This window comes from Streptomyces sp. NBC_01803, from assembly GCF_035917415.1.
In the GTDB taxonomy this organism is placed as follows: domain Bacteria; phylum Actinomycetota; class Actinomycetes; order Streptomycetales; family Streptomycetaceae; genus Streptomyces.
In genome coordinates this window covers 541376-561319 of the sequence record NZ_CP109073.1, presented here as the reverse complement: position 1 = coordinate 561319, position 19944 = coordinate 541376, and the positions used below count along the sequence as shown (strand labels likewise).

Annotated in this window: 19 protein-coding genes; 15 read left to right on the top strand and 4 right to left on the bottom strand. The window is 74.6% G+C overall.

The features are described from left to right. Window positions 1–27 precede the first annotated feature (27 nt). Window positions 28–729, top strand: a complete 702-nt coding sequence (locus OIE51_RS02340) for a TetR/AcrR family transcriptional regulator (protein WP_326595114.1) — start codon at window positions 28–30, stop codon at window positions 727–729. Between the two features lie 180 nt (window positions 730–909). Here OIE51_RS02340 and dapB read toward each other — a convergent pair whose 3' ends face one another. Both dapB and OIE51_RS02330 read right to left on the bottom strand, forming a co-directional pair. Beyond that, the gene (dapB, locus tag OIE51_RS02335) at window positions 910–1725 is read right to left on the bottom strand and encodes a 4-hydroxy-tetrahydrodipicolinate reductase (protein ID WP_326595112.1); all 816 of its coding nucleotides are present in this window, start codon (window positions 1723–1725) and stop codon (window positions 910–912) included. Next, the gene (locus OIE51_RS02330; protein ID WP_326595111.1) at window positions 1722–2243 is read right to left on the bottom strand and encodes an Lrp/AsnC family transcriptional regulator; all 522 of its coding nucleotides are present in this window, start codon (window positions 2241–2243) and stop codon (window positions 1722–1724) included. The genes dapB and OIE51_RS02330 overlap by 4 nt, the downstream gene beginning before the upstream one ends. 97 nt (window positions 2244–2340) lie before the next feature. Between OIE51_RS02330 and OIE51_RS02325 the strand changes: the two genes are divergently transcribed. The 9 genes from OIE51_RS02325 (at window position 2341) to OIE51_RS02285 (ending at window position 11617) form a co-directional block, all read left to right on the top strand. After that, window positions 2341–3624 carry an APC family permease gene (locus OIE51_RS02325; protein WP_326595110.1) on the top strand — a complete coding sequence of 428 codons (1284 nt, stop codon included), beginning with the start codon at window positions 2341–2343 and terminating at the stop codon, window positions 3622–3624. Between the two features lie 264 nt (window positions 3625–3888). Then, window positions 3889–4077 carry a lysine biosynthesis protein LysW gene (locus OIE51_RS02320; RefSeq protein ID WP_326595108.1) on the top strand — a complete coding sequence of 63 codons (189 nt, stop codon included), beginning with the start codon at window positions 3889–3891 and terminating at the stop codon, window positions 4075–4077. Further along, on the top strand, window positions 4074–4952 hold the full coding sequence (locus OIE51_RS02315; protein ID WP_326595107.1) for a RimK family alpha-L-glutamate ligase: 879 nt from the start codon (window positions 4074–4076) through the stop codon (window positions 4950–4952). The genes OIE51_RS02320 and OIE51_RS02315 overlap by 4 nt, the downstream gene beginning before the upstream one ends. A gap of 50 nt (window positions 4953–5002) precedes the next feature. Beyond that, on the top strand, window positions 5003–5632 hold the full coding sequence (locus OIE51_RS02310; protein WP_326595106.1) for a degT/DnrJ/EryC1/StrS aminotransferase: 630 nt from the start codon (window positions 5003–5005) through the stop codon (window positions 5630–5632). After that, window positions 5629–6948: an aminotransferase class I/II-fold pyridoxal phosphate-dependent enzyme gene (locus tag OIE51_RS02305; protein WP_326595104.1), complete on the top strand. Its 1320-nt coding sequence runs from the start codon at window positions 5629–5631 to the stop codon at window positions 6946–6948. Before OIE51_RS02310 ends, OIE51_RS02305 begins: the two co-directional genes overlap by 4 nt. Beyond that, on the top strand, window positions 6941–7987 hold the full coding sequence (gene argC, locus OIE51_RS02300; RefSeq protein WP_326595102.1) for an N-acetyl-gamma-glutamyl-phosphate reductase: 1047 nt from the start codon (window positions 6941–6943) through the stop codon (window positions 7985–7987). Before OIE51_RS02305 ends, argC begins: the two co-directional genes overlap by 8 nt. Further along, the gene (locus OIE51_RS02295; protein WP_326595100.1) at window positions 7984–9903 is read left to right on the top strand and encodes a M20/M25/M40 family metallo-hydrolase; all 1920 of its coding nucleotides are present in this window, start codon (window positions 7984–7986) and stop codon (window positions 9901–9903) included. Before argC ends, OIE51_RS02295 begins: the two co-directional genes overlap by 4 nt. Then, window positions 9900–10709: a thiamine pyrophosphate-dependent enzyme gene (locus OIE51_RS02290; RefSeq protein WP_326595098.1), complete on the top strand. Its 810-nt coding sequence runs from the start codon at window positions 9900–9902 to the stop codon at window positions 10707–10709. Before OIE51_RS02295 ends, OIE51_RS02290 begins: the two co-directional genes overlap by 4 nt. Then, complete coding sequence (locus OIE51_RS02285) at window positions 10706–11617, top strand: transketolase family protein (RefSeq protein WP_326595096.1); 912 nt, start codon at window positions 10706–10708, stop codon at window positions 11615–11617. Before OIE51_RS02290 ends, OIE51_RS02285 begins: the two co-directional genes overlap by 4 nt. Window positions 11618–12461: 844 nt before the next feature. Here the strand turns inward: OIE51_RS02285 and OIE51_RS02275 are convergent. Next, window positions 12462–12971 carry a peroxiredoxin gene (locus OIE51_RS02275; protein WP_326595094.1) on the bottom strand — a complete coding sequence of 170 codons (510 nt, stop codon included), beginning with the start codon at window positions 12969–12971 and terminating at the stop codon, window positions 12462–12464. Between the two features lie 150 nt (window positions 12972–13121). Beyond that, the gene (locus tag OIE51_RS02270; RefSeq protein ID WP_326595092.1) at window positions 13122–13892 is read right to left on the bottom strand and encodes an SDR family oxidoreductase; all 771 of its coding nucleotides are present in this window, start codon (window positions 13890–13892) and stop codon (window positions 13122–13124) included. Window positions 13893–14333: 441 nt separating this feature from the next. On the opposite strand from OIE51_RS02270, the gene OIE51_RS02265 reads away from it, so the two are divergent. The 5 genes from OIE51_RS02265 (at window position 14334) to OIE51_RS02245 (ending at window position 19808) form a co-directional block, all read left to right on the top strand. Next, window positions 14334–15251, top strand: a complete 918-nt coding sequence (locus OIE51_RS02265; protein WP_326600464.1) for an aminoglycoside phosphotransferase family protein — start codon at window positions 14334–14336, stop codon at window positions 15249–15251. Then, window positions 15248–15973 carry a uracil-DNA glycosylase gene (locus OIE51_RS02260; protein ID WP_326595091.1) on the top strand — a complete coding sequence of 242 codons (726 nt, stop codon included), beginning with the start codon at window positions 15248–15250 and terminating at the stop codon, window positions 15971–15973. The genes OIE51_RS02265 and OIE51_RS02260 overlap by 4 nt, the downstream gene beginning before the upstream one ends. A gap of 120 nt (window positions 15974–16093) precedes the next feature. Next, a complete protein-coding gene (locus OIE51_RS02255) occupies window positions 16094–17281 on the top strand; it encodes a hypothetical protein (RefSeq protein WP_326595089.1) in 1188 nt (395 codons plus the stop codon). Between the two features lie 26 nt (window positions 17282–17307). After that, entirely contained in the window at window positions 17308–19530 is a 2223-nt protein-coding gene (locus tag OIE51_RS02250) for a polysaccharide pyruvyl transferase family protein (protein WP_326595087.1), read from the top strand. 86 nt (window positions 19531–19616) lie between these two features. After that, entirely contained in the window at window positions 19617–19808 is a 192-nt protein-coding gene (locus tag OIE51_RS02245; RefSeq protein WP_326595085.1) for a hypothetical protein, read from the top strand. Window positions 19809–19944 lie beyond the last annotated feature (136 nt).

Genomic DNA, 19944 nt, shown 5'->3' with positions numbered 1-19944 from the left:
GGGCGGCGGAAGGATCACAAGGGGATCATGCCGAACAACCCGCCCACCGGCCTGAGCTCGACGCCGTCCCGCCGGGCGCCGCAGCAGGACCGCAGCCGCGCCACCCGGCGGCGGCTGCTGGACGCGGCGGTCGAGTGCCTGGTGGAGATGGGCTGGACGGGCAGCACGGTGACGGTCGTCGCCGAGCGCGCCGGGGTCTCCCGGGGCGCGGCGCAACACCACTTCCCGACCCGCGAGGCCCTGATCACCGCCGCCGTCGAGCACGTCACCCAGGTGCGCGCGGCGGAGATCGAGCGTGAGCTGGAGCGGCTGGAGATCGGCACGCTGCCCACCGAGGCCGTGGTCGAGCTGATCGTGAGCTGGTTCATCGGGGTGCCGTTCCGCGCCGCCCTGGAGCTGTGGGTCGCGGCCTCGGCCGACCCGCAGCTCCGCGAGCTGGTCGTGCCGCTGGAGGCGCGCACCGGCCGGATGGTGCACCAGGCCGCCGTCGAGCTGCTGGGCGTGGACGAGTCGGTCCCCGGCGTGCGGGAGATGATCCAGGCCACGCTGGACATGGCGCGCGGCTTCGGCCTGGCGAGCCTGCTGACCGACGACAGCCGCCGCCGGGGGCGGATCGTCGGCCAGTGGGCCCGGGTCCTGGACACGGCCCTGGCCCCGGCCCGCCCCGCTCCGCGTCGGCGGCGCGGAGCGGAGCCCGCGCCCGCGCCCGCGAGGTCCAGCGGTAGGTGACGGCGCCAGTGACCCGTTCGGCGGCGGCAGGGCCGGCGACCGCCGTGACATCGGCCGTGTCGCGGCCGGCGCGGACGATCGGCGACGACGACGGCGCGGACGATGGCGAGGCCGGGGCGCTGAGCCGTTCGGCGGGGTCGAGGACCTGGGAGCTCCGCTCCGCTCCCCGCCGACCGGCGGTCAGCCGGTGCCTCCGCCTCCTCCCAGCAGCAGCGTGTCCAGGCCGCGCGTCAGGCCGGGGCGGGTGGTGACCGCCCTGATCGCCAGCAGCGTGCCCGCGACATAGGGGGCGGCCGAGCCGCCCGCGTCATGACGGATCGTCAGCCGCTCGTCGGACAGGCCGAAGACGACCTCCGTGGACACCGAGAAACTGGGCAGCCGCAGCGAGTGGACCCGTACCCGGCCGACCTCGGCGCCCCTGGCCTCCGGCGGCCCGTCGGCCGGGGTCATCGGCGGGGTGACGGCCCGCTCGGTCCCCGACAGCCGCTCCGCCAGCTCGCGGGCCGTGCCGCTGGGCGCGTCCCGCTTGCCCGCCGAGGCGTAGTCGATGACCTCGGCGTGCGGCAGGTGCGGGGCCACCAGCAGCGCGGCGGCCTGGGCCAGGGCGGCGGTCACCGAGAAGTTCCCCGCGGCGACGACGCCGACGCCGCGCGCGGTGGCGGCCTCGTCGATCGCGGCGTAGTCGGCCGCCGTCAGGCCCGAGGAGCCGACCACGACCGCGACCCCGCGCTCGATCGCCGCCCCCACGTGTGCCCGGACCGCCTCGTGCGAGGTGTAGTCCACCAGGACGTCGGCGGGGGCCGCCGCCAGCGCCTCCAGGACTGTGCCGGTCACCGGGACACCGACCGGCTCGCCGCCCCAGGCCGCGCCCAGGTCCCGGCCCGCGTGGGTCCGGGCGACCGCCGACACCAGCTCCAGGCCGTCCGCTCCCAGGAGCGCGCGCGCCACCGCGCCGCCCGTCCAGCCCGTCGCCCCCGCGACACAGACCCGGATCACCGCACCCCCCCGGCCGGCTCCGCGCCCCCGACCTCGTCGGCCGGGGTGACCGCGCGGCCGTTGACCGGGGAGGACAGCACGATGGACGTCGTGGTGGTGCCCACCCGCGCGAAGTCCAGCAGCAGGTCCTCCAGATGCGTCGTGTCGCGCACGATCACCTTGAAGATCCAGCAGTCCTCGCCCACCACATGGTGGGCCTCGATCACCTCCGGCCGCTCCATCACCCGGTCCAGCTCCGGCCGGGCGCTCACCGGGCTGAACGTGGCCAGCCGCACGAAGGCGTGCAGCCGGTACCCCAGCCGGTAGGGGTCGACCACCGCGCCGTAGCCGCTGATCACCCCCGACTGCTCCAGCCTGCGCAGCCGTTCGGAGACGCCGGGGGAGCTCATCCCCACGTGCCGGGCCAGCTCGGCCAGCGTCATCCGGCCCGACTCCTGCAACAGGCGAATCAACTCCCGGTCCACACGGTCTGGTTGAGCGTCGAGGGCGGGGTTGTCCGTGCTCATTATCTGAGGCATGATGCTCCATCATCCGCTCATCCGAAGCACAACTGCCTGGACTCGCTTACTTTCTGAGAAGAATACGGGAGTTGCCTTGAGCTCCGCACGCATAGGTGTGAGTCAGGGTACGGCGCTCTACGTGGGCGCGATCCTCGGCGCCGGGATCCTGGCGCTGCCCTCGCTGGCGGCCGAGGAGGCCGGACCGGCCTCGGTGCTCGCCTGGGCGCTGCTGCTGCTGTTCTGCGTGCCGGTGGCGGCCAGCTTCGCGGCCCTGAGCGCGCACTACCCGGACGGCGGCGGCGTCGCCACCTTCGTGTCGAAGGCGTACGGCCGGCGCGCCTCGGCGATGGTCGGGTACTGGTTCTACTTCGCGCTGCCCGCCGGGGCGCCGGTCACCGCGTACGTCGGTGGCCAGTACGTCGCGGAGGCCCTCGGCGGCGGGCGCGGCGAGGCCCTGGTCATCGCGATCGCCCTGCTGACCATGGCGTTCGGCACCAACGCGATCGGCCTGCGGGTCTCCGGGCGGGTGCAGCTCATCCTGGTCGGCCTGCTCGCCGTGCTGCTGCTGGTGGCGTGCCTGCTGGCACTGCCCGACGCGGAGGCGGGGAACATGACGCCGTTCGCGCCGCACGGCCTGCTCGCCGTCGGTCCGGCGGCCAGCCTGCTGTTCTTCTCCTTCGCCGGCTGGGAGGCCGTCACCCACCTGGCCGGCGAGTTCCGCAACCCGGCGCGCGACCTGCGCCTGGTCACCGCGCTCACCCTGGTGGTGATCGCCGTGCTCTACATCGGACTCGCCGTCACCTGCGTGCTCGTCCTCGGCCCCCGGCTGGCGGCGAGCGACGTCCCGCTGAGCCTCCTGCTGGAGGAGGGGATCGGGGACGGCGCCGCCGCCGTCACCGCCACCCTCGCCGCCATGCTGACCTTCGGCACGATGAACGCCTACCTGGCGGGCGCCGGCCGGCTCGGCGCCGCGCTCGCCCGCGACGGTGCCCTGCCGGAGTGGCTCGCCAAGGGACACCGGCCGGGCGAGATCCCGCGCCGCAGCCTCGCGCTCCTGGCGGTGCTCTCGGCCGTGGTCTCCGTCGTCGCCCTCGCGGTCGGGGCCGACCTCGGCTCCGTGATGCTCGCCGCCTCGGCCTGCTTCATCGCCGTCACCGTGGCCGGCCTGGTGGCCGGGGTCCGGCTGCTGCCCACCCGGCGGCCGGTCTGGTACGGCGCGGTGGTGGCCGCCGTGGTGATGGGCGTGGTGCTGGCGTTCTCCGGGGTCTTCCTGGTGATCCCGCTCGCGCTGGCCGGCGCGGCCCTTTGGTACACCCGGGAACGTGCGTCCCGGCGCTGGGCGCCCGTGCCACTGCCGCGACCCGTGGACGCCGATCCCCGGGTGACGGACGGTGCGTGAGACCGGCCGTGATGTTCGCTGAATTCGCGGCCGTAATGGAAATTCGCCATTCTGCCTTGTGATCAATTCCTTTGTGCGCGCCCGAAGTTGAACTTATTCAAGGGGCTCACACTCGTGACAGCGGAGAGCGCGTCCGTTACCGTTGCTCCAGCGCGCTCACACATGTCTGGGCGCGCGCCTTGCGTCGCCCGCTCGCGAAGACGCGACTGCCCGGTCGGATGAAAAAGCTCCACCCGCAGATTGCCACGGAAATGGGGAAGCAAGATGACCACGATCATTCCCGCGCCACAGTGCCTCGTGTGCGACACCGCTTTCGAGGTGGCCGATGACTGGGAAAAGGGGGAGATCATCGAGTGCCTCGGCTGCGGCCAGGAGCACGAGGTGATCGAGCTGGGAGCCGGCGCGGTCCGCGTGGAGCTGGCGCCCGAGCTGGAAGAGGACTGGGGCGAGTGACCGAGCCCAGGGTCCTGCTGTCGGTGACGATGCTGCGGCCGGAGGAGAAGGCGCTGCTGGCGGCGTTCCGGGCCCGAGGTCTACGCGCGGAGCCCGCCCTGCGGCCCGACCTCGCCGCCGTGTTGTCGGACCGCCAGGACCCCCCCGACCTGGCGCTCGTCCGCAACCTGTCGCACGCGGAGGCCGCCTCCGTCGCCCGCCGGCTGGAACACGCGGGCATCCCGGCGGTCAACAGCGCCGCCGCCATCGAGATCTGCAACGACAAGGGCCTCCAGGCGCTGCTGTTCGCCCGGCACGGCGTGCCGCACCCCGCGTCCCGCCACGCCTTCAGCGTCGAACAGGTCCGCGAGCTGGCCACCGAGGCCGGCGGGCCCGTCGTCGTCAAGCCGGTCAGCGGCTCCTGGGGCCGGGGCGTCACGCTCCTCCCCGACCGGGACGGCGTCGAGGCGTGGATCGGCGGCCGGGAGTCCGTCGACGCCGCGGGCCGGTCCTTCCCCGTCCTGGTCCAGGAGTACGTGGACAAGCCCGGCCACGACCTGCGGGTGGTGGTCGTCGGCCGCACGCCCGTCGTCGCCATCGAACGGGCCTCTGACGACTGGCGGACCAACACCCACCTCGGCGCGCGCGTCCGCCGCGTCGAGGTGACACCCGCCGTCGAGCGGCTGTGCGCGCGGGCGGTCGACGTGCTCGGCGACGGCTTCTACGGCGTCGACCTGATTGAGGACGCCAGGACCGGCGAGCTGAAGGTGCTGGAGGTCAACGCCAACCCCGAGTTCGCCCGTTCCGCCGCCCGGCACGGCGTCCCCGTCGCCGAGCTGCTCGCCGACTACCTGGCCGACCGAGCCCACCGCGGCCCCGCTCCCCTCGCCGCCTGAGCCCACCCACCCCGAGGACCCCCCGAGGCCCCCCACCCCCGAGGACCCCCATGGCTTCGTTCGACACCGCGCTCGTGCTCGCCCGGGTCATGACCACCGGCGTGGTCATGAGCATCGAGAAGAGCGACCGCGAACTGCCCGGCCTGGAACGCCTGCTCACCAAGCGCACCGGGCGTCGCAAGGCCGTCCTGGTCAACAGCCGCACCGCCGCCGTGCACGCCGCGCTGGTCGGCCTCGGCGCCGGCCACGGCGACGAGATCACCCACCCCGGCCTCGACGCGCCCACCCGCGCGTTCGTCGCCTGGCTCGGCGTCTCCGTGCGAACCGACGGCCCCGCCGCGTTCGACCAGCTCGCCCTCACCCCCGACAACGCCGGCCGGCTGGCCGCCCTGGCCGCGCGCTCCACCGCCCCCGCGCTCGTCGTGGACCTCACCGGCCTCGGCTTCGGCCCGGCCGCCGCGGTGCTCACCGACGACGAGCGGGCCTGGGCCCGCGCCGAGCGGCTGAAGATCTTCGGCGCCCACGACCTGCGGACCATGTGGACCCAGGAGGAGGCGGACCCGGAGCTGGTGCCCGGCGTCCAGTTCAACTACCGGCTCAGCCCCCTGGTCGCCGCCTGCGCGCGGATGGCGCTGACCCGTGCCGACGAGGCCCCCGCCCCCACCGGAGCGACACGATGATCAGTGATTTCCCCGCGAGCCCGCTGCCCCTGCCCGCCGCCGCCGACGTCACCGCCGAACTCGCCGGGCTGGGCGGCGAGGCGATGATCCCCCGGGAGGCACGGCGCACCGTCTTCCCGGTCATCACCAAGGAGGACGTCTTCGGCATGCTGCTGGCCCAGCGCCAGTCCCCCGAGAAGGTCGTCGGGGACTTCGCCGAGGCGTACCGCGCCTACGTCGGCGCCGCCCACGCGCTGCCCACCTCCAGCGGGACGTCGAGCCTCCACCTGGCGCTGATCGGCGCGGGCGTGCGGCCGGGCGACGAGGTGATCGTGCCCGCCTTCACCTTCATCGCCACCGCCCAGGCGGTCGTCGCCGCGCACGCCGTCCCGGTCTTCGTGGACATCGACCCCGACACCTGGTGCGTGCACCCAGAGGCCGCCGCCGCGGCCGTCACCGACCGGACCCGCGCCCTGATGCCCGTCCACGTGCACGGGCTGCCCGCCGACGTGCCCGCGCTGCGCGCGCTGTGCGACCGGCACGGCCTCGCCCTGGTCGAGGACGCCTCCCATGCCCATTCCGCGCGGATCGGCGACGCGGTCGCCGGCTCGCTCGGCGACACCGCCGGCCAGAGCCTGATGGCCGACAAGAACTTCCCGCTCGGCGGTGAGGGCGGCATCGCCTTCTTCGCCACCGACGAGGCCCGCACGCGGGCCGAGGAGTACACCGAACGGCACGGCATCGACTACCGGATGTCGTGGATCGCCGCCGCCTTCGGCGCCAGCCAGCTCAAGCGCCTGCCCTATTACGACCGGGTCCGGGCCCGCAACGCCGCTCTGCTCGGCGAGGCACTGGCGGAGACGGGCCTGTTCCGGCCACCGCACGTGCCCCAAGGGCACACCCACGCCTACAACATGTACCGCGTCACCCTGGTCCCCGAGGCCGCCGGACTCGACGACCTGCCCGTGCACGCGGTCAAGGAGGCCGTGCACGAGCTGCTCGTCGCTGAGGGCGTCCCGGCCCGCGAGTGGCAGAACACCCCGATCCCCTGCCACCTCCCGTTCCGGCACCGCGCCGGCTTCGGCAACGGCTACCCGTTCACCCTTAACCCCGGCGCCGTGCGCGACCACCGGCCCGAGGACTTCCCGGTCACCGCGCGGATGCTGGAGCGGACCCTGGTCCTCTGCCGCGAGCTGCGCTCCCCGGTCGAGTACGAGCGGGCGCTGCGGTACGCCGACGCCTTCCGCAAGGTGGCCCGCCGCCCGGACGCGATCCGCAAGCTCGTCGCCGGCCGTGACTACCGGCGGCCCTACGAGAAGGCGGCCCGCCTTGGCTGACACCATCAGAGCGGCCGTCATCGGCGCCAGCGGCTACACCGGCGGCGAGCTGATCCGGCTGCTCCTCGACCACCCCGCCGCCGAGATCGCCTTCGCGTCCTCCCAGCGCCACCCCGGCGTCCCGGTCGGCACCGTCCACCCCTGGCTGCGCAACCACCCGGCCGCGAGCGGGTTGCGACTGCGCTCGCTGGAGGAGCTGGTCGACGTCGACGTGGCGTTCTGCTGCCTGCCCTCCGGCACGCTCCCCGTGGTGCTGCCGCGGGTCGCCGAGCGGGCCAAGCGCGTCCTCAACCTTGCCGGGGACTTCCGGCTGCGCGACGAGGCCGAGGTGCGCGCCCACTACCCCGCCTCGGTCGGCGCCCCCGCCCGGGGCGCGGAGAGCTTCTCGTACTACGTGCCCGAGCTGTCCGGCGCGCCGCCCGAGGGCCGCTTCGTCAACCTGCCCGGCTGCATGGCCGTCGCCTCGCTCTACGCGCTGTTCCCGCTGTTCGCGGACCGGCTGGTGGAGCCGCGCGTCGTGCTCGACGCCAAGACCGGCTCCACGGGCGCCGGGCGCCGCACCGCCGAGCACCCGGCGGAGCGCGCGGGCAACTTCCGGGTCCACAAGCCGTTCGGGCACCGGCACCTGCCGGAGATCCGGCAGGCGCTGTCCGACTTCACCGGCGCCCGGCCCGGCCTGCGGTTCTCCACGTACAGCCTGGACGTGCCGCGCGGCATCGTCGTCACCGGCTACGCGCAGCTCCGTCCGGGCGTCACCCCGCTCGGGGTGAAACGTTCCTTCGTCCGCGCCTACGCGGGCCGCCCGTTCGTGCGTGTGCGGCCCTCGCCGAAGACGCCGCTGGACTACCCGATGCTCAAGGCCGTCGTCGGCTCCAACGTGGCCGAGGTCGCCGTCGGCGTGCGCGGCGACGAGATCGTCACCGTCGCCGCCCTCGACAACCTTGTCAAGGGCGCGGCCGGGCAGGCGATCCAGGCGATGAACCTGCTGGCCGGCCTGGACGAGACCACCGGCCTGCCGTGGACGGCGGTGGCGCCGTGAAACCGCTCCACGTCGTCAAGGCCGGCAGCGCCACACTCGACCGGGGCACCATCTTCGCCGAGCTGAGCGACCTGGTGGCCCGGGGCGCCCGCGTCCTGCTGGTGGCCGGCGGCGCCACCGGCATCGAGCGCCACTACCGCGCCGCCGGCCGGCCCGTGCCCGAGCTCCGCCTGCCGAACGGGGACACCGTCCGGTACTGCCCGCCCGAGGAGATGCCGCACCTGGTCGCCGCCTACGAACAGGTGACGCTGCCGCGGGCCGAGTCCGCCCTCGCCGCCCACGGCCGCTCCGCGTTCACCGCCGTCGCCGCCCACGGCGGCCTGGTCACCGGCCGCGCCAACCGGCCGCTGCGCGTCCTGGCCCCCGGGGACGGGAACGGGAACGGGAACGGGGACGGGGCCGGGAACGGGAACGGTGGACGCAACCGCGTCGTCCGCGACCACCGGGCCGGCGTCCCCACGGACGTCGACACCGCCCGGCTGCGCGTGCTGCTCGACGCCTACGACGTCGTCTGCCTCTCGCCGCCCGTGCGCGACCCGGACGGCGGGACACCGCTGAACGTGGACGCCGACGTCCTCGCCGCCGTGCTCGCCCGCGCCCTCGGCGCCGACCACCTGCGGTTGGTCACCGGCACCGCCGGCCTGCTCGCCGACCCGGCCGACCCCGCCTCGACCCTGCGCGACCTGGGGCCGGGCGAGGGCGCGGCATACGCGGGCGGGCGCATGCGGCAGAAGGTGCGCGCCGCCGAGCTGGCGCTCGCCGGCAGCGCCGATGTCGCCATCACCGGCCCGCACACCCTGGCCGACCCGGCGGGCTGGACCCGCTTCTGGCGCACCACGCCCCCGGCTCCCGACGCGGATCCGGACGCCGATCTGACGCTGCTCACCCGGGCCGTGTCGATCCCCTCCGTCTCCGGCGACGAGCGTGAGCTGGCCGCCTACCTCCTGGGCTGGTGCTGGGAGCGTGGCATCGACGCGGAAATCGACGCCGTGGGCAACCTCGTCGCCACGCGCGGCACCGGCCCGCGCCGCCTGCTCCTGCTCGGCCATCTGGACACCGTGCCGTTCCACTGGCCGGCCGCCTGGGACACGTCCGGCGAGCTGACCGGGCGCGGCGCCGTGGACGCCAAGGGCAGCCTGGCCGCGTTCCTCTCCGTGCTGGCCGCGGCCGACGTCCCCGCTGATGGACAGTTGCGCGTCGTCGGCGCCGTCGAGGAGGAGATCTCCTCCTCCCGGGGCGCCTTCCACGTCCGCGACCACTACCCGGCCGACGCCGTCGTCGTCGGCGAGCCCAGCGGCGCCCGCAAGCTGACCCTGGGCTATTTCGGCCTGTTCAAGCTGCGTGTCACCGCCTCCGTCGGCAGCGGGCACTCGGCGGGCATGGGCGCGGTGTCCGCGCCGGACGCCCTGATCCGGGCACTGGACGCGATCCGCGAGGCCGTGCTCAAGGCGGCACCGGACGCGCTCAGCGCCGTCATCGACCTCGCGTCCCAGCCGGGACGCGAGGAGAACCGGGCCGTCGCCGTGCTCAACTTCCGCGTCCCGCCCGGCGCCGACCTGGACGAGCTGCGCGCGACCGCCCTGCGGAACGGTGCCGGCCCCGGCCTGGGCGTCGAGATCCTGCGCGCCACCCCCGGCTTCGCGGGCGGCCGTGCCTCGCCGCTGGTCAAGGCGTTCACCCGGGCGTTCGGCCGGGCCGGGATCAGACCCCGGTTCGTCGTCAAGAAGGGCACCTCCGACATGAACACACTCGCCACCACCTGGCGCGGGGTGCCGATGGTCGCCTACGGCCCCGGCGACTCGGCGCTCGACCACACGGATACCGAACGGCTCGGCGCCGCCGAGTTCCGCACCGCGCGGGACGTGCTGGCCGACGCCGTCGCCACCTGGTTCGGCCTGGGCGACGGCGCGTCATGACCGTGGCCCCCCAACGCGCGGACACCCGCGCCCGGCTCCTCGCCGAGCGCGCCACCCGGGCCCGGCGGCTCGTGGTCGACATGGCCGCGAGCCCGCGCGGCTGCCACCTCGGCGGCAGCCTGTCCGTGCTGGACATCCTGATCGCCGCACTGGACCGCGCCGATCGCGGCGACGGCACGGAGGTGGTGCTCAGCAAGGGCCACGCCGCTGCCGCGCTCTACGCGGCGCTGCACGTGACCGGCGTGCTGGCGGAGAACCCGGCTCCCCACTACGGGCAGGCCGGCCACCCGTACACCGGCCACCCCGGGCCCAAGGTGCCGGGCGTGATCTTCCCGACCGGCAGCCTCGGTCACGGTGTGCCCTACGCCGCCGGCTGGGCGATGGCCCGCCGGCTGGCTGGACGGCCCGGCCTCGGCATCGCGATCGCGGGCGACGGCGAGCTCCAGGAGGGCCTGGTGTGGGAGACCTGCCAGGTCGCGGCGGCACGCGGGCTCGGCACGTTCGTGCTGGTCGTGGACCGCAACGGCGGCCAGAACGACGGGCTGGTCGCCGACATCTCGCCGCTGCCCCGGCTGGCCGAGCGGTTCGCCGCGTTCGGCTTCGAGACCGCCGAGGTGGACGGCCACGACCCGGCCGCGCTCGCCGAGGTCCTTGACGGTGACCGGTCCGGGGCCACCCGGCCGCTCGCGGTGGTGGCCGCCACGGTCAAGGGCAAGGGCGTTCCGGCGGTGGAGGGCAAGGCGGCGGCGCACTACGTGACCATCGACCGGGCCCGCGCCGAGAAGTGGAAGCGGGTGATCCGGTGACTGCCTCGGGGCGGGATGTCTACCGCGAGACGCTGACCGGGCTCGCCGAGACCGACGACCGCATTCTCTGCTTCGAGGCGGACCTCGGCGGGCGGCGGCACCCGTTCGCCGAACGGCATCCGGACCGCTTCTTCAACCTGGGCATCGCCGAGGCGACGATGGTCGACATGGCGGCGGGGCTCGCGGCGGCGGGCTACAAGCCGTTCCTGAGCACCTTCGCGCCGTTCGCCGCACTGCGGGCTGCCGAGAGCCTGAAGCTGACGCTGGGCTATCTGGGCGCGGGCGTCACCGTGGTCGCGCCGTACGCGGGCGTCTCCGGCGCCTGGTTCGGCACCACGCACCACTGCCTGGAGGACGTCGCGGTGCTGCGCGCCATCCCGGGCGTGGTGATCGCCGCGCCCTACGGCGAGGAGGAGATGCGGGCGGTCATCGAGTACGCCGCTGTCTCCGGCCGCCCGCACTACGTCCGCACCGGCCGCAACGCCGCCTACCGCGCGTTGCCGGGCTCGCGGGCGGGCGCGGGGGAGCGGGTGCCGCCCGTGGTCTGGGACCACCGGGCGGGAGCGGACGCGGTCTGTCTGGTGTCGGTGGGGGAGGAGGCCACCCGCATGTGTCTGGAGGCGCGGCAGCGCGAGCCGGGCCTCGGCCACGCTCACCTGTGCTATCTGGACCACGAGCACCTGACTCTGGCCGCCGCCCAACTGGCTGCCGCGCACCGGCGGTTCGTGGTGGTAGAGGAGCACCGGGCGCAGGGCGGCGCGGCCGAGGCGCTGGCCCTGCTGATGCCGGAGCGGGTGGTGACCGGGGTCAACGCGGGACGGGACTGGCCGTCGGAGGGCGGCGACCACGCCGAGGTCATGGCCCGGCTGGGACTGGACACGGCGGCGGTGATCACTGCGACGCGCTGAACACGCTTCCGGTCCCGGCGTCCGGCGTCCGGCGTCCGGCGTTCCACGTCTGCGTCCGTGGCCGATGGCCGCCGGATCGTCGCGCGGCTCATCCGGAATGGTGTCGTGCTGAAAGCTGTCCCGCGATCCGCCGGCCCCGCTCCTTTGCCCCGCCTCCGCGATCAACGCGATCCCATTCACATGGGTTTGTCGGTTGAAGGCGGAAGCCGCGCATGGGGGCCAGACGGGTATCGGCAGGATGGGACCGAGATGACAGGAAATCCTTCAGGACCGGGACGGCGACGGGCGCGCGGCGGAAAGCGTGGAACGCGGTTCTCCCGGTGCGGCTCTTCCGGTTGGGTTTCTCCGGTTCGGTTTTTTCCGGCTCGGTTATTCCGGGGGCGGTGTGCCCTCCGGCCGGAATTCCCGTCGTGTCCGCGATCGGACGGGGAGGGGACCATTCGCGGAAGCACAGAGACGCTGAGATGAGAGAGGGCGGCCTCCCCGGCTCGCCGCCGGGAGGGCCGCCCTCGGCGGCCCCGCCCTGAGCCGGGTCGCGGCGCGCGCGGGGCGAGGTCCTGGCCGAGCTCGGCGATGGCGGGACGCGGCTCCATCGTGGGCGGCCCGTGACGGGCTCGGCGAAGTTCGCCTGCGCCGGCCACAACGGGACGTGCGGACACCCCCGGACGTTCGCGGGCCCTTCGGCCGGGCGATCCGCTCCCGGGCGAGGGCCAGGTACTCCGGTGTCACAGGCTCGGCCAGGATCGTGCCGTCGGCGGCGCGTCCGGCGACCCGCAGCGACTTGTCGCCGCGCACCCCGGCGAGCACGGGCGGGACCCGATCGGGCGGGCAGCGGGCATCTCCGTCAGTCGCGGGCCTGGCCGCCCGTGGTGACCGTCGCGAGGTGCTCGGTGAGGGTGTCCACGGCCTGGAAGGTCAGGCCGAGCACCGCGACGTGCTTCCAGCGCACGATGCCGTCCGCGTCGAGGATGAACACCGAGCGGCGCAGGCCGAGTCCGGGCACGGCCACGCCGTAGGCCCGCGCCACCGCGCGGTCGGTGTCGGCGAGCAGCGGGAAGCCCAGCGAGTGCCGCCTGGCGAACCTCTCGTGACTGTCCAGCCCTTGTGGACTGATCCCCCAGACGGTGGCGTTCACCGCTTTGAAGCGGTCCAACTCCGAGGTGTAGGCGCACAGTTGCTTGGTGCACACCGGGGTGTCGTCGCCCGGGTAGAAGACCAGCACCAGCGGGGTGCCCCGGTGCCCGGGCCCGGAGAGCGTGTAATCGCCGCGCCGGGCCTCGCCATCGCCGCTCAGGACCAGGCCGGGCACGGTGAAGTCGGGGGCCTGCGAGCCGACTTCAGGGGATCGGGACATGTCGCTTCCTTGCTGCCGCCTCGCCCGAGTCGAGGCGGGCAGGCGACCGGCCGGGGAGGGGTGACGTCCGGCTCAGCGTACACGCGGCCCCGGACCCGCCGGCCCCGAGTCAACGGGGCGTCGTTCGTGGGGAGTTCGTGGACGTGCCGCTCAGACCGTGGTGCCCAGGCCGCCGTCTACGGGGATGACGGCCCCGGTCACGTAGGCGCCGGCCCGGCTGGCGAGGTAGACCGCGACGCCCGCCATGTCGTCGGGCCGCCCGATCCGCTGCAACGGCGCCGCCGCCGCGATCTCGTCGCCGAACGCGTCCAGCGTCGCGGCCATCATCTTCGACTCGAACGGGCCGGGCGCGATCGCGTTCACCGTGACGCCCTGCGGGCCCAGCTCCTTCGCCAGCACCCGGGTCAGGTGGTGCAGGCCCGCCTTGCTGGCCGCGTACGAGTAGGCGGGCAGCGGGCTGACGTGCAGGCCGTCGATGGAGCCGACGTTGATGATCCGCGCCGGGTCCTCCAGCGACCCGGCGGCCCGCAGGCGGGGCAGCAGCGCCTGGGTGAGCAGGAACGGGCTGCGCAGGTTGAGGTCCATCACCTTGTCCCAGCCGCTGACCGGGAAGCTGTCCAGCGGCGCGCCCCAGGTGGCGCCGGCGTTGTTGACCAGGATGTGCAGCGCCTCCTCCCGGCCGCCGATCTCCTCGGCGAGCCGGTGGACCTCCTCCTCGCGGGAGAGGTCGGCGGGCAGGGCGACGGCCTCGCCCGACTTGGACAGTTCGGCCACGGCCTCCTCACATGCCTCCGCCTTGCGGGAGCTGACGTAGACCTTGGCCCCGGCCTCGACCAGGCCGCGCGCGATCATCAGGCCGATGCCACGGGAGCCGCCGGTGACCAGGGCGGTCTTGCCGGCGACGGAGAAGAGCGAGCTCACGACAGGCTCCCTTGCCTGGAGGGGGTGTGTTCGGCAGTGAGGCTAGCCATGATTTAAGCATCGCTCAATAGCGGGTGGCCGTTCTCACTGCGCCGCCCCGGCGCGGGTGCCGGATTCGGACAAAGCGTCGACGCCCTGGTCCGAACCAGCGGCCCGGCGCTCATCGTCGCGCGTACTCATCTGTGACGGGCGGATCTGTGACGGGCGGATCTGTGACGGGCGGAGCGTCGGGGCCGTCCGTCGTGATCAGAGCGGCCTGACCCGGTGCGCGCGACCCCGCGGCTTGCTCGAAGCGCGCCCGCGCGCCGCACGCTGTCGCGGACGATGCGCGCTCGGTAGCGGGGAACGGCCCGGCGCCGGGGGGTGGCCGCCGTAGCCGCCGTACGGATCATGGATAGAGGGGTTGACGGCCGGCGAGCCGGTCCCGTTGCATCGATGGTTATGCGCGCTCGCACCATGCACGCCGACGAGGTGCGGACCGACCCGGCTCTGGTCCGCCGGTTGCTCGGCGCCCAGTTCACGCGATGGGCGGAGCTTCCCGTCGTCGCGGTCGACTCGGTCGGTACGTCCAACGCCATGTACCGGCTGGGCACGGACATGGTGGTGCGCCTGCCCCGGACCCCGGGGGCCGCGCGCGATGTGGAGCGGGAGCACCGGTGGTTGCCACGGCTCGCCCCGGCGCTTCCGGTGGCCGTTCCCACCCCGCTGGGCAGGGGAACGCCCGCCGGGGGCTATCCCTGGCCGTGGTCCGTCTACCGCTGGCTGGAGGGCGAGAACCCGGCCATCGGCCGCGTCCCGGATCCCGCCTCGTTCGCCCGCGACCTGGCGGCCTTCGTCACCGCGTTGCACCGGATCGATCCCGCGGACGGGCCTTCCTCCTATCGCGGCGAAGCCCTGGCCACGCGCGACGCCGCGACCCGCGCCGCCATCGAGGCGCTGCGCGGGACCGTCGACGCCGACGCGGCGACCCTTGCCTGGGACGCGGCCCTGCGCGCCCCCGCCCGGTCCGGTCCGGCCGTCTGGCTGCACGCCGATCTGCAACCCGGCAATGTGCTGATCGCCGGTGGACGGCTCAGCGCCGTCATCGACTTCGGGTGCCTGGGCCTGGGCGATCCCGCCGTGGACCTGATCGCGGCCTGGTACCTGCTGCCCGCCCACGCGCGCGGCGTCTTCCGCGCGGCCCTGGGGACCGATGACGCCACCTGGTCCCGGGGGCGCGGCTGGGCGCTGTCCATCGCGCTCATGGAGCTGCGGTACTACCGCGACACCAACCCGGCGATGGCCGCCACCGCGCGGCACGTGATCCGTGAGGTCCTCACCGGCCACCCGCGTGAGCGGTCGGGCACCATGGACCGATGAGGGCGACGGATCCGGTCCGGGGCGGAGGCACGGCGGGGGACCTCGCCGTGCTCGATGAGCGGGTGGCCGCCTGTCGGGCCTGTTCGCGGCTCGTCGCGTGGCGGGAGGAGGTCGCGCGGGTGCGGCGGCCCGCGTTCGCGTCCTGGGAGTACTGGGGGAGGCCGGTGCCCGGGTTCGGGCCCGCCGACGCGCGCATGCTCGTGATCGGGCTCGCCCCGGCGGCGCACGGCGGGAACCGCACCGGGCGGATGTTCACCGGGGACCGTTCCGGTGACGTGCTCTACGCGGCCCTGCACGCCGTCGGACTCGCCAGCCGGCCGACCGCCACCTCCCGCGACGACGGGCTGGTGCTGCGCGGGGTGCGCGTGACCTCGCCCGTGCACTGCGCGCCGCCCGCCAACAAGCCGACGCCCGCCGAGCGCGACGCGTGCCGGCCCTGGCTGCTGAACGAGCTGCGGCTGCTGCGGCCCCACCTCCGCTCCGTGGTGGTCCTCGGCGGGTTCGGCTGGCAGGCCGCGCTGCCCGCGCTGGCGGCGGCGGGGTGGGACGTGCCCCGGCCGCGCCCGGCGTTCGGGCACGGGGTCCGGGTCGACCTCGGCGGGCTGGGTCTCTTCGGGTGCTATCACGTCAGTCAGCGCAACACGTTCACCGGGCTGCTCACCCCCGACATGCTCCTCGACGTGCTCCGCGCGGCCCGGGACGCGGCCGGGCTCCCCGGCTAGTACGTCGCGCTCAGTGTCCCGACGAGCACAGTTCACCGGGCATACATTTCGATGTTCCCCACGGTGGTCCGCCGTGGGGCACAGTCGGCCTCCTGTCTCGGAACGGTGGAGCTCAACGGCATGGCGAAGGCGACAAAGGCGTTGTCCGGGCTGCTCGGCGGGCGGCGCGGGAACGCCGCGCGGCACGAGGAGCTGACGGCGCGGGCGGTGCGCGGCTGCGCCGAATATCTCGCGGGGCTGCCCGACGAACGGCTGGCCGCCGCCGTCGGCGCGCTGCTCACGGCCGGGCCGGGGGAGACGTTCGACGCGCTGCTCGCCACCGGCAACCGCGCCCTCGAAGCGGGCGGTGAGCGCGAGCTGCGGCTCGCCCTGGCCCTCGCGGACACCGCGATCGCACTCCGCGCCCGGTCGCAGGGCGCGTGGCGGCTGCGGGGGCTCACCGCCGAGGCCCTCGGCCGGAACGGGGACGCGGTCGCCGCCTACGAGCAGCACCTCGCGCTGCGGCGGGACGCGGCGGGCGGCGACGTGATCGAGCGGCGGCTGACCGCGCTGCGGGAGATCCGCGCCTGCCTGAACGGGGCGGGCCTCGCCGGGGCCTTCGCCCGGCCCGCCGCCGAGGCCGGGGCCGACTTCGCCGCCCATGTCGAGGCCGCCGTCACGAAGAGCGGCGCGGGCGACCCCGAGGTGCGGCGGCTCGTCGCGCTCTACGCGGCCTACCGGCGGCTGACCGCCGAGGGCCGGATGCCCGATCCGCTGCTCGGCGCGGGCGAACCCATCGACGTCTCCGGCTTCCGGAGCCTGATCGCCGGCCGCACCGTCTGCGTCGTCGCGCCCGGCGCCGAGCCGAGCGCCGGGCTCCACGCCTACGACCTGGTGGTGCGGTACGAGGGCGGGGAGCCGGACGGCCGCGCCGACGTGCACGCGGTGTCCGTCCGGGGCGCGACCCCGTGGGAGGGCCCGGCGTGGCGGCGTCCGGCCGGTGTCCGGCTCGTCTTCGGCGAGTCCGCCGACGCCTGGCGCAAGGCGCTGCGCCGCCGTCTGGTGCCGGGCGCGCAGCGCCACTTCGGGGACGCGACCCTGCGCCGGCCCGTGCGCGACCCGTCCCTCGTCGGGGACGGCGGCGAGGCGGACGGCGGCAGCACCGCGTTCGCCGTGATCCGGCTGCTGGACTTCCTCGACGCCAGCCCCCGTATCGACCTCTTCGGCCTCGGCCGGCCGGGCGAGCTGCGACCACGGGAGCGGGAGTGGGTCGTGGCCCACGCGAAGGACGTGAACGGCGGCACCGGGACGAGGATCGCGCTGCGATGACACAGACCGCGATGACACAGACCGCGATGACACAGACACCGGACGACAGACGAGCCGTGACCGGCAAGCGCCGCATCGCGTTCGCCTGCCACACCGATGAGGAACAGCTGCCCGGGCTGCTGACGCTGCTGCGCAGCCTGGCCCTGACCAATCCGGAGGTCTGCGAGGACTTCGTCCTCCTCCACCCCGGCCTGCCGGACGACGCCCTCGACGCCGCCCGCCGCCTCCACCCGCGCCTGCGGGAGCGGCGGGCCGACGCGCGCGGCCGGGCCGGGGTCTTCTCGCTGCCGGACTACGACACCGTCATCGCGCTGGACCCAGGCATGGTGATCCTCGGCGATATCGGTGAGCTGCTGCGGACGCGCGTCGGCGTCGGCGCGGTCCCGCAGCCGTTGCCCGCCGACGACCAGGCCAAGGGGCGGCGGGTCGTGCTGGACGACGGGCTGCTCGTCATCCAGCGTGACGCGCTCGACGAGGTGGTGCGTGCCCGCCTCCGCTCCGGTCCGCTGGACGACGCCCTGGACGGGGTGCTGGAACGGATCGACGGCCGGTACGACTTCCTGGCGAGCCGTCTGTTCGACGACACGCCCGTGCCGGACACCGCCGTGATCCTCCGCTTCGCGCACCAGCCGGAGCGGCAGCCCGGGTTCGCGCCCGCCGAGGCGGCCAGGCGCCGGTTCGAGCTGGACGACGCGGCGTTCCGCGCCGCGTACTGCGCGCTGCCCGGGGCCAAGCACCCCGATCTGCTGCTGCACTGCGCCGGGCCGCTGCTGCGCGAGCGGCCCGGCGTGGACCTGGCCCGCGCGGTCGCCGAGGTGCACCGGCAGCAGGGCCGTTACGAGGAGGCCGTCGACGTCCTCGCGCCCGTCGTCGGGACCGCCGTGGACCGGCCCCGGTGCCACCAGACCCTGGGTGTCTCGCTGATGGCGATGTCCCGCTACGACGAGGCCGAGGCGCATCTGCTGCTGGCCACCGCCGCGCCCGACCTCGCCGCCCGGGCCTTCGCGCAGCTCGCCCGCCTGGCGTGGTTGCGCGGCGCGGACGACGCCGCCCGCGCCTACGCGCGGCAGGGCCTGGACGCCGACCCCACGGACAGCACCTGCCGCGCCTGGTATGAGCGGACTGCGCGGCCGGCCGGGCACGACGGCGCGGAGGGCCGGCTCGCGCACGTCGCGCTCTTCGCCGACGGGCGCGAGAACGCGGGCGACAAGGTGCTGCCCGAGGCGGTACGGATGTGCTTCGGCCCCGACACCGGGCCGGACCGCTGGGACTCCGTCCACGTGCACCGCCTCTTCGACGAGGCCGCGCTGGAGCGGGTCAACGCCGGGCGCGGCGTCGTGGTCGGCGGCGGCGGGCTGTTCCTCCCGGACACCGCGCCCAACGGCAACAGCACCTGGCAGTGGAACGTGCCGGACGCGGTCCTCGCCCGGATCGCCGTGCCGCTGGCCGTCTTCGCGGTCGGCTACAACATCTTCGACGGGCAGACCTACCGGCGGGAGCGGTTCGCGGAGAGCCTGCGCGTCCTGGTCGAGCGCTCCGCGTTCTTCGGGCTGCGCAACCGCGGCTCCGTCGAGCGGGTCAGGGAGCTGCTGCCCGAGGCGCTGCGCGACCGGGTGCTCTACCAGCCGTGCCCGACCACGGTCACCCGGCGGCTGGTGCCCGGCTGGCGGGACCCGGAGCGGCGCGAGGACACCGTCCTGGTCAACTGCGCCTACGACCGCGCGGGCCTGCGCTTCGGCCACGACTACGGGCACTTCCTCGCCCAGATGGCCACCGCGCTGCGCGCCCTGCGCGGGCACGCCGACGTCCGGTACGCGGCGCACATGCCCACCGACGAGCGGTTCGTCCACGACCTGCGCCGCGAGCACGGGCTGACGCTGCCCGTCGAGCCGCTGTACGAGCGCGCCAACGACGAGATCCGGGAGGTCTTCCGGCGCGCGAAGCTGGTGATCGGCATGCGCGGGCACGCCGGGATGATCCCGTTCGGCTGCGGCACGCCGATCATCAGCCTGGTCTCCCACCCCAAGCTGGCGTACTTCCTGTCCGACATCGACCGCTCGGAGTGGGGCGTCGCCGTGCACGACCGCGCGCTGGCTTCCCGGCTGACCGAGCGGGCGGTGGCCATGCTGGACGACCACGCGGCGGCGGTCGCGGACGTGCGGGACCGGCAGCGGGAGCTGTGGCGGATCACCGAGGCGAACGTCGCCACCCTGCGGGGACTGTTCGGGGAGGCTCCCGGCCCGGAGTAATGAGAGAAGCGCCACGCACACGCGATCGCGGCCCTCGACGGTCTCGGCGTCGCCGTGGAGACCGTCACCGGCCCGGAAGGCACGTCATGAACCACGGACTCGTCGACATTCCCGGTGCCTACCGGCCCACCGCCCGGCAGATGGCCGAGCCCGTCCCGCCGCTGACGGCCGTCCTGTTCGACTTCGGCACCACGATCGTCCGCCTGGCCGACACCGAGACCTGGCTGCGCCGCGTCGCCGCCGCCACCGGCCGCACCGCCGTGGCCGTCCAGCCATGACTCCGGCCGGGGTCCTCGGCCTCTCCCTCCACACCTCAGTGGTGTGTGTCACAAATGGCTTAGCGGCGATGAGTTGAGGGCCATAAATGTGCTAAATCCCTTTCAACTTCGCCGCTTGCCCCGCATCGGCGCGGAT

What these genes read in the sequence shown, in the direction of transcription:
- OIE51_RS02340 (WP_326595114.1), top strand. Translation starts at nt 28, where the DNA reads ATGCCGAACAACCCGCCCACCGGCCTGAGCTCGACGCCGTCCCGCCGG.
- OIE51_RS02330 (WP_326595111.1), bottom strand. Translation starts at nt 2,243, where the DNA reads ATGCCTCAGATAATGAGCACGGACAACCCCGCCCTCGACGCTCAACCA.
- OIE51_RS02320 (WP_326595108.1), top strand. Translation starts at nt 3,889, where the DNA reads ATGACCACGATCATTCCCGCGCCACAGTGCCTCGTGTGCGACACCGCT.
- OIE51_RS02310 (WP_326595106.1), top strand. Translation starts at nt 5,003, where the DNA reads ATGGCTTCGTTCGACACCGCGCTCGTGCTCGCCCGGGTCATGACCACC.
- OIE51_RS02305 (WP_326595104.1), top strand. Translation starts at nt 5,629, where the DNA reads ATGATCAGTGATTTCCCCGCGAGCCCGCTGCCCCTGCCCGCCGCCGCC.
- OIE51_RS02290 (WP_326595098.1), top strand. Translation starts at nt 9,900, where the DNA reads ATGACCGTGGCCCCCCAACGCGCGGACACCCGCGCCCGGCTCCTCGCC.
- OIE51_RS02275 (WP_326595094.1), bottom strand. Translation starts at nt 12,971, where the DNA reads ATGTCCCGATCCCCTGAAGTCGGCTCGCAGGCCCCCGACTTCACCGTG.
- OIE51_RS02265 (WP_326600464.1), top strand. Translation starts at nt 14,334, where the DNA reads ATGCGCGCTCGCACCATGCACGCCGACGAGGTGCGGACCGACCCGGCT.
- OIE51_RS02260 (WP_326595091.1), top strand. Translation starts at nt 15,248, where the DNA reads ATGAGGGCGACGGATCCGGTCCGGGGCGGAGGCACGGCGGGGGACCTC.
- OIE51_RS02255 (WP_326595089.1), top strand. Translation starts at nt 16,094, where the DNA reads ATGGCGAAGGCGACAAAGGCGTTGTCCGGGCTGCTCGGCGGGCGGCGC.
- OIE51_RS02250 (WP_326595087.1), top strand. Translation starts at nt 17,308, where the DNA reads ATGACACAGACACCGGACGACAGACGAGCCGTGACCGGCAAGCGCCGC.
- OIE51_RS02245 (WP_326595085.1), top strand. Translation starts at nt 19,617, where the DNA reads ATGAACCACGGACTCGTCGACATTCCCGGTGCCTACCGGCCCACCGCC.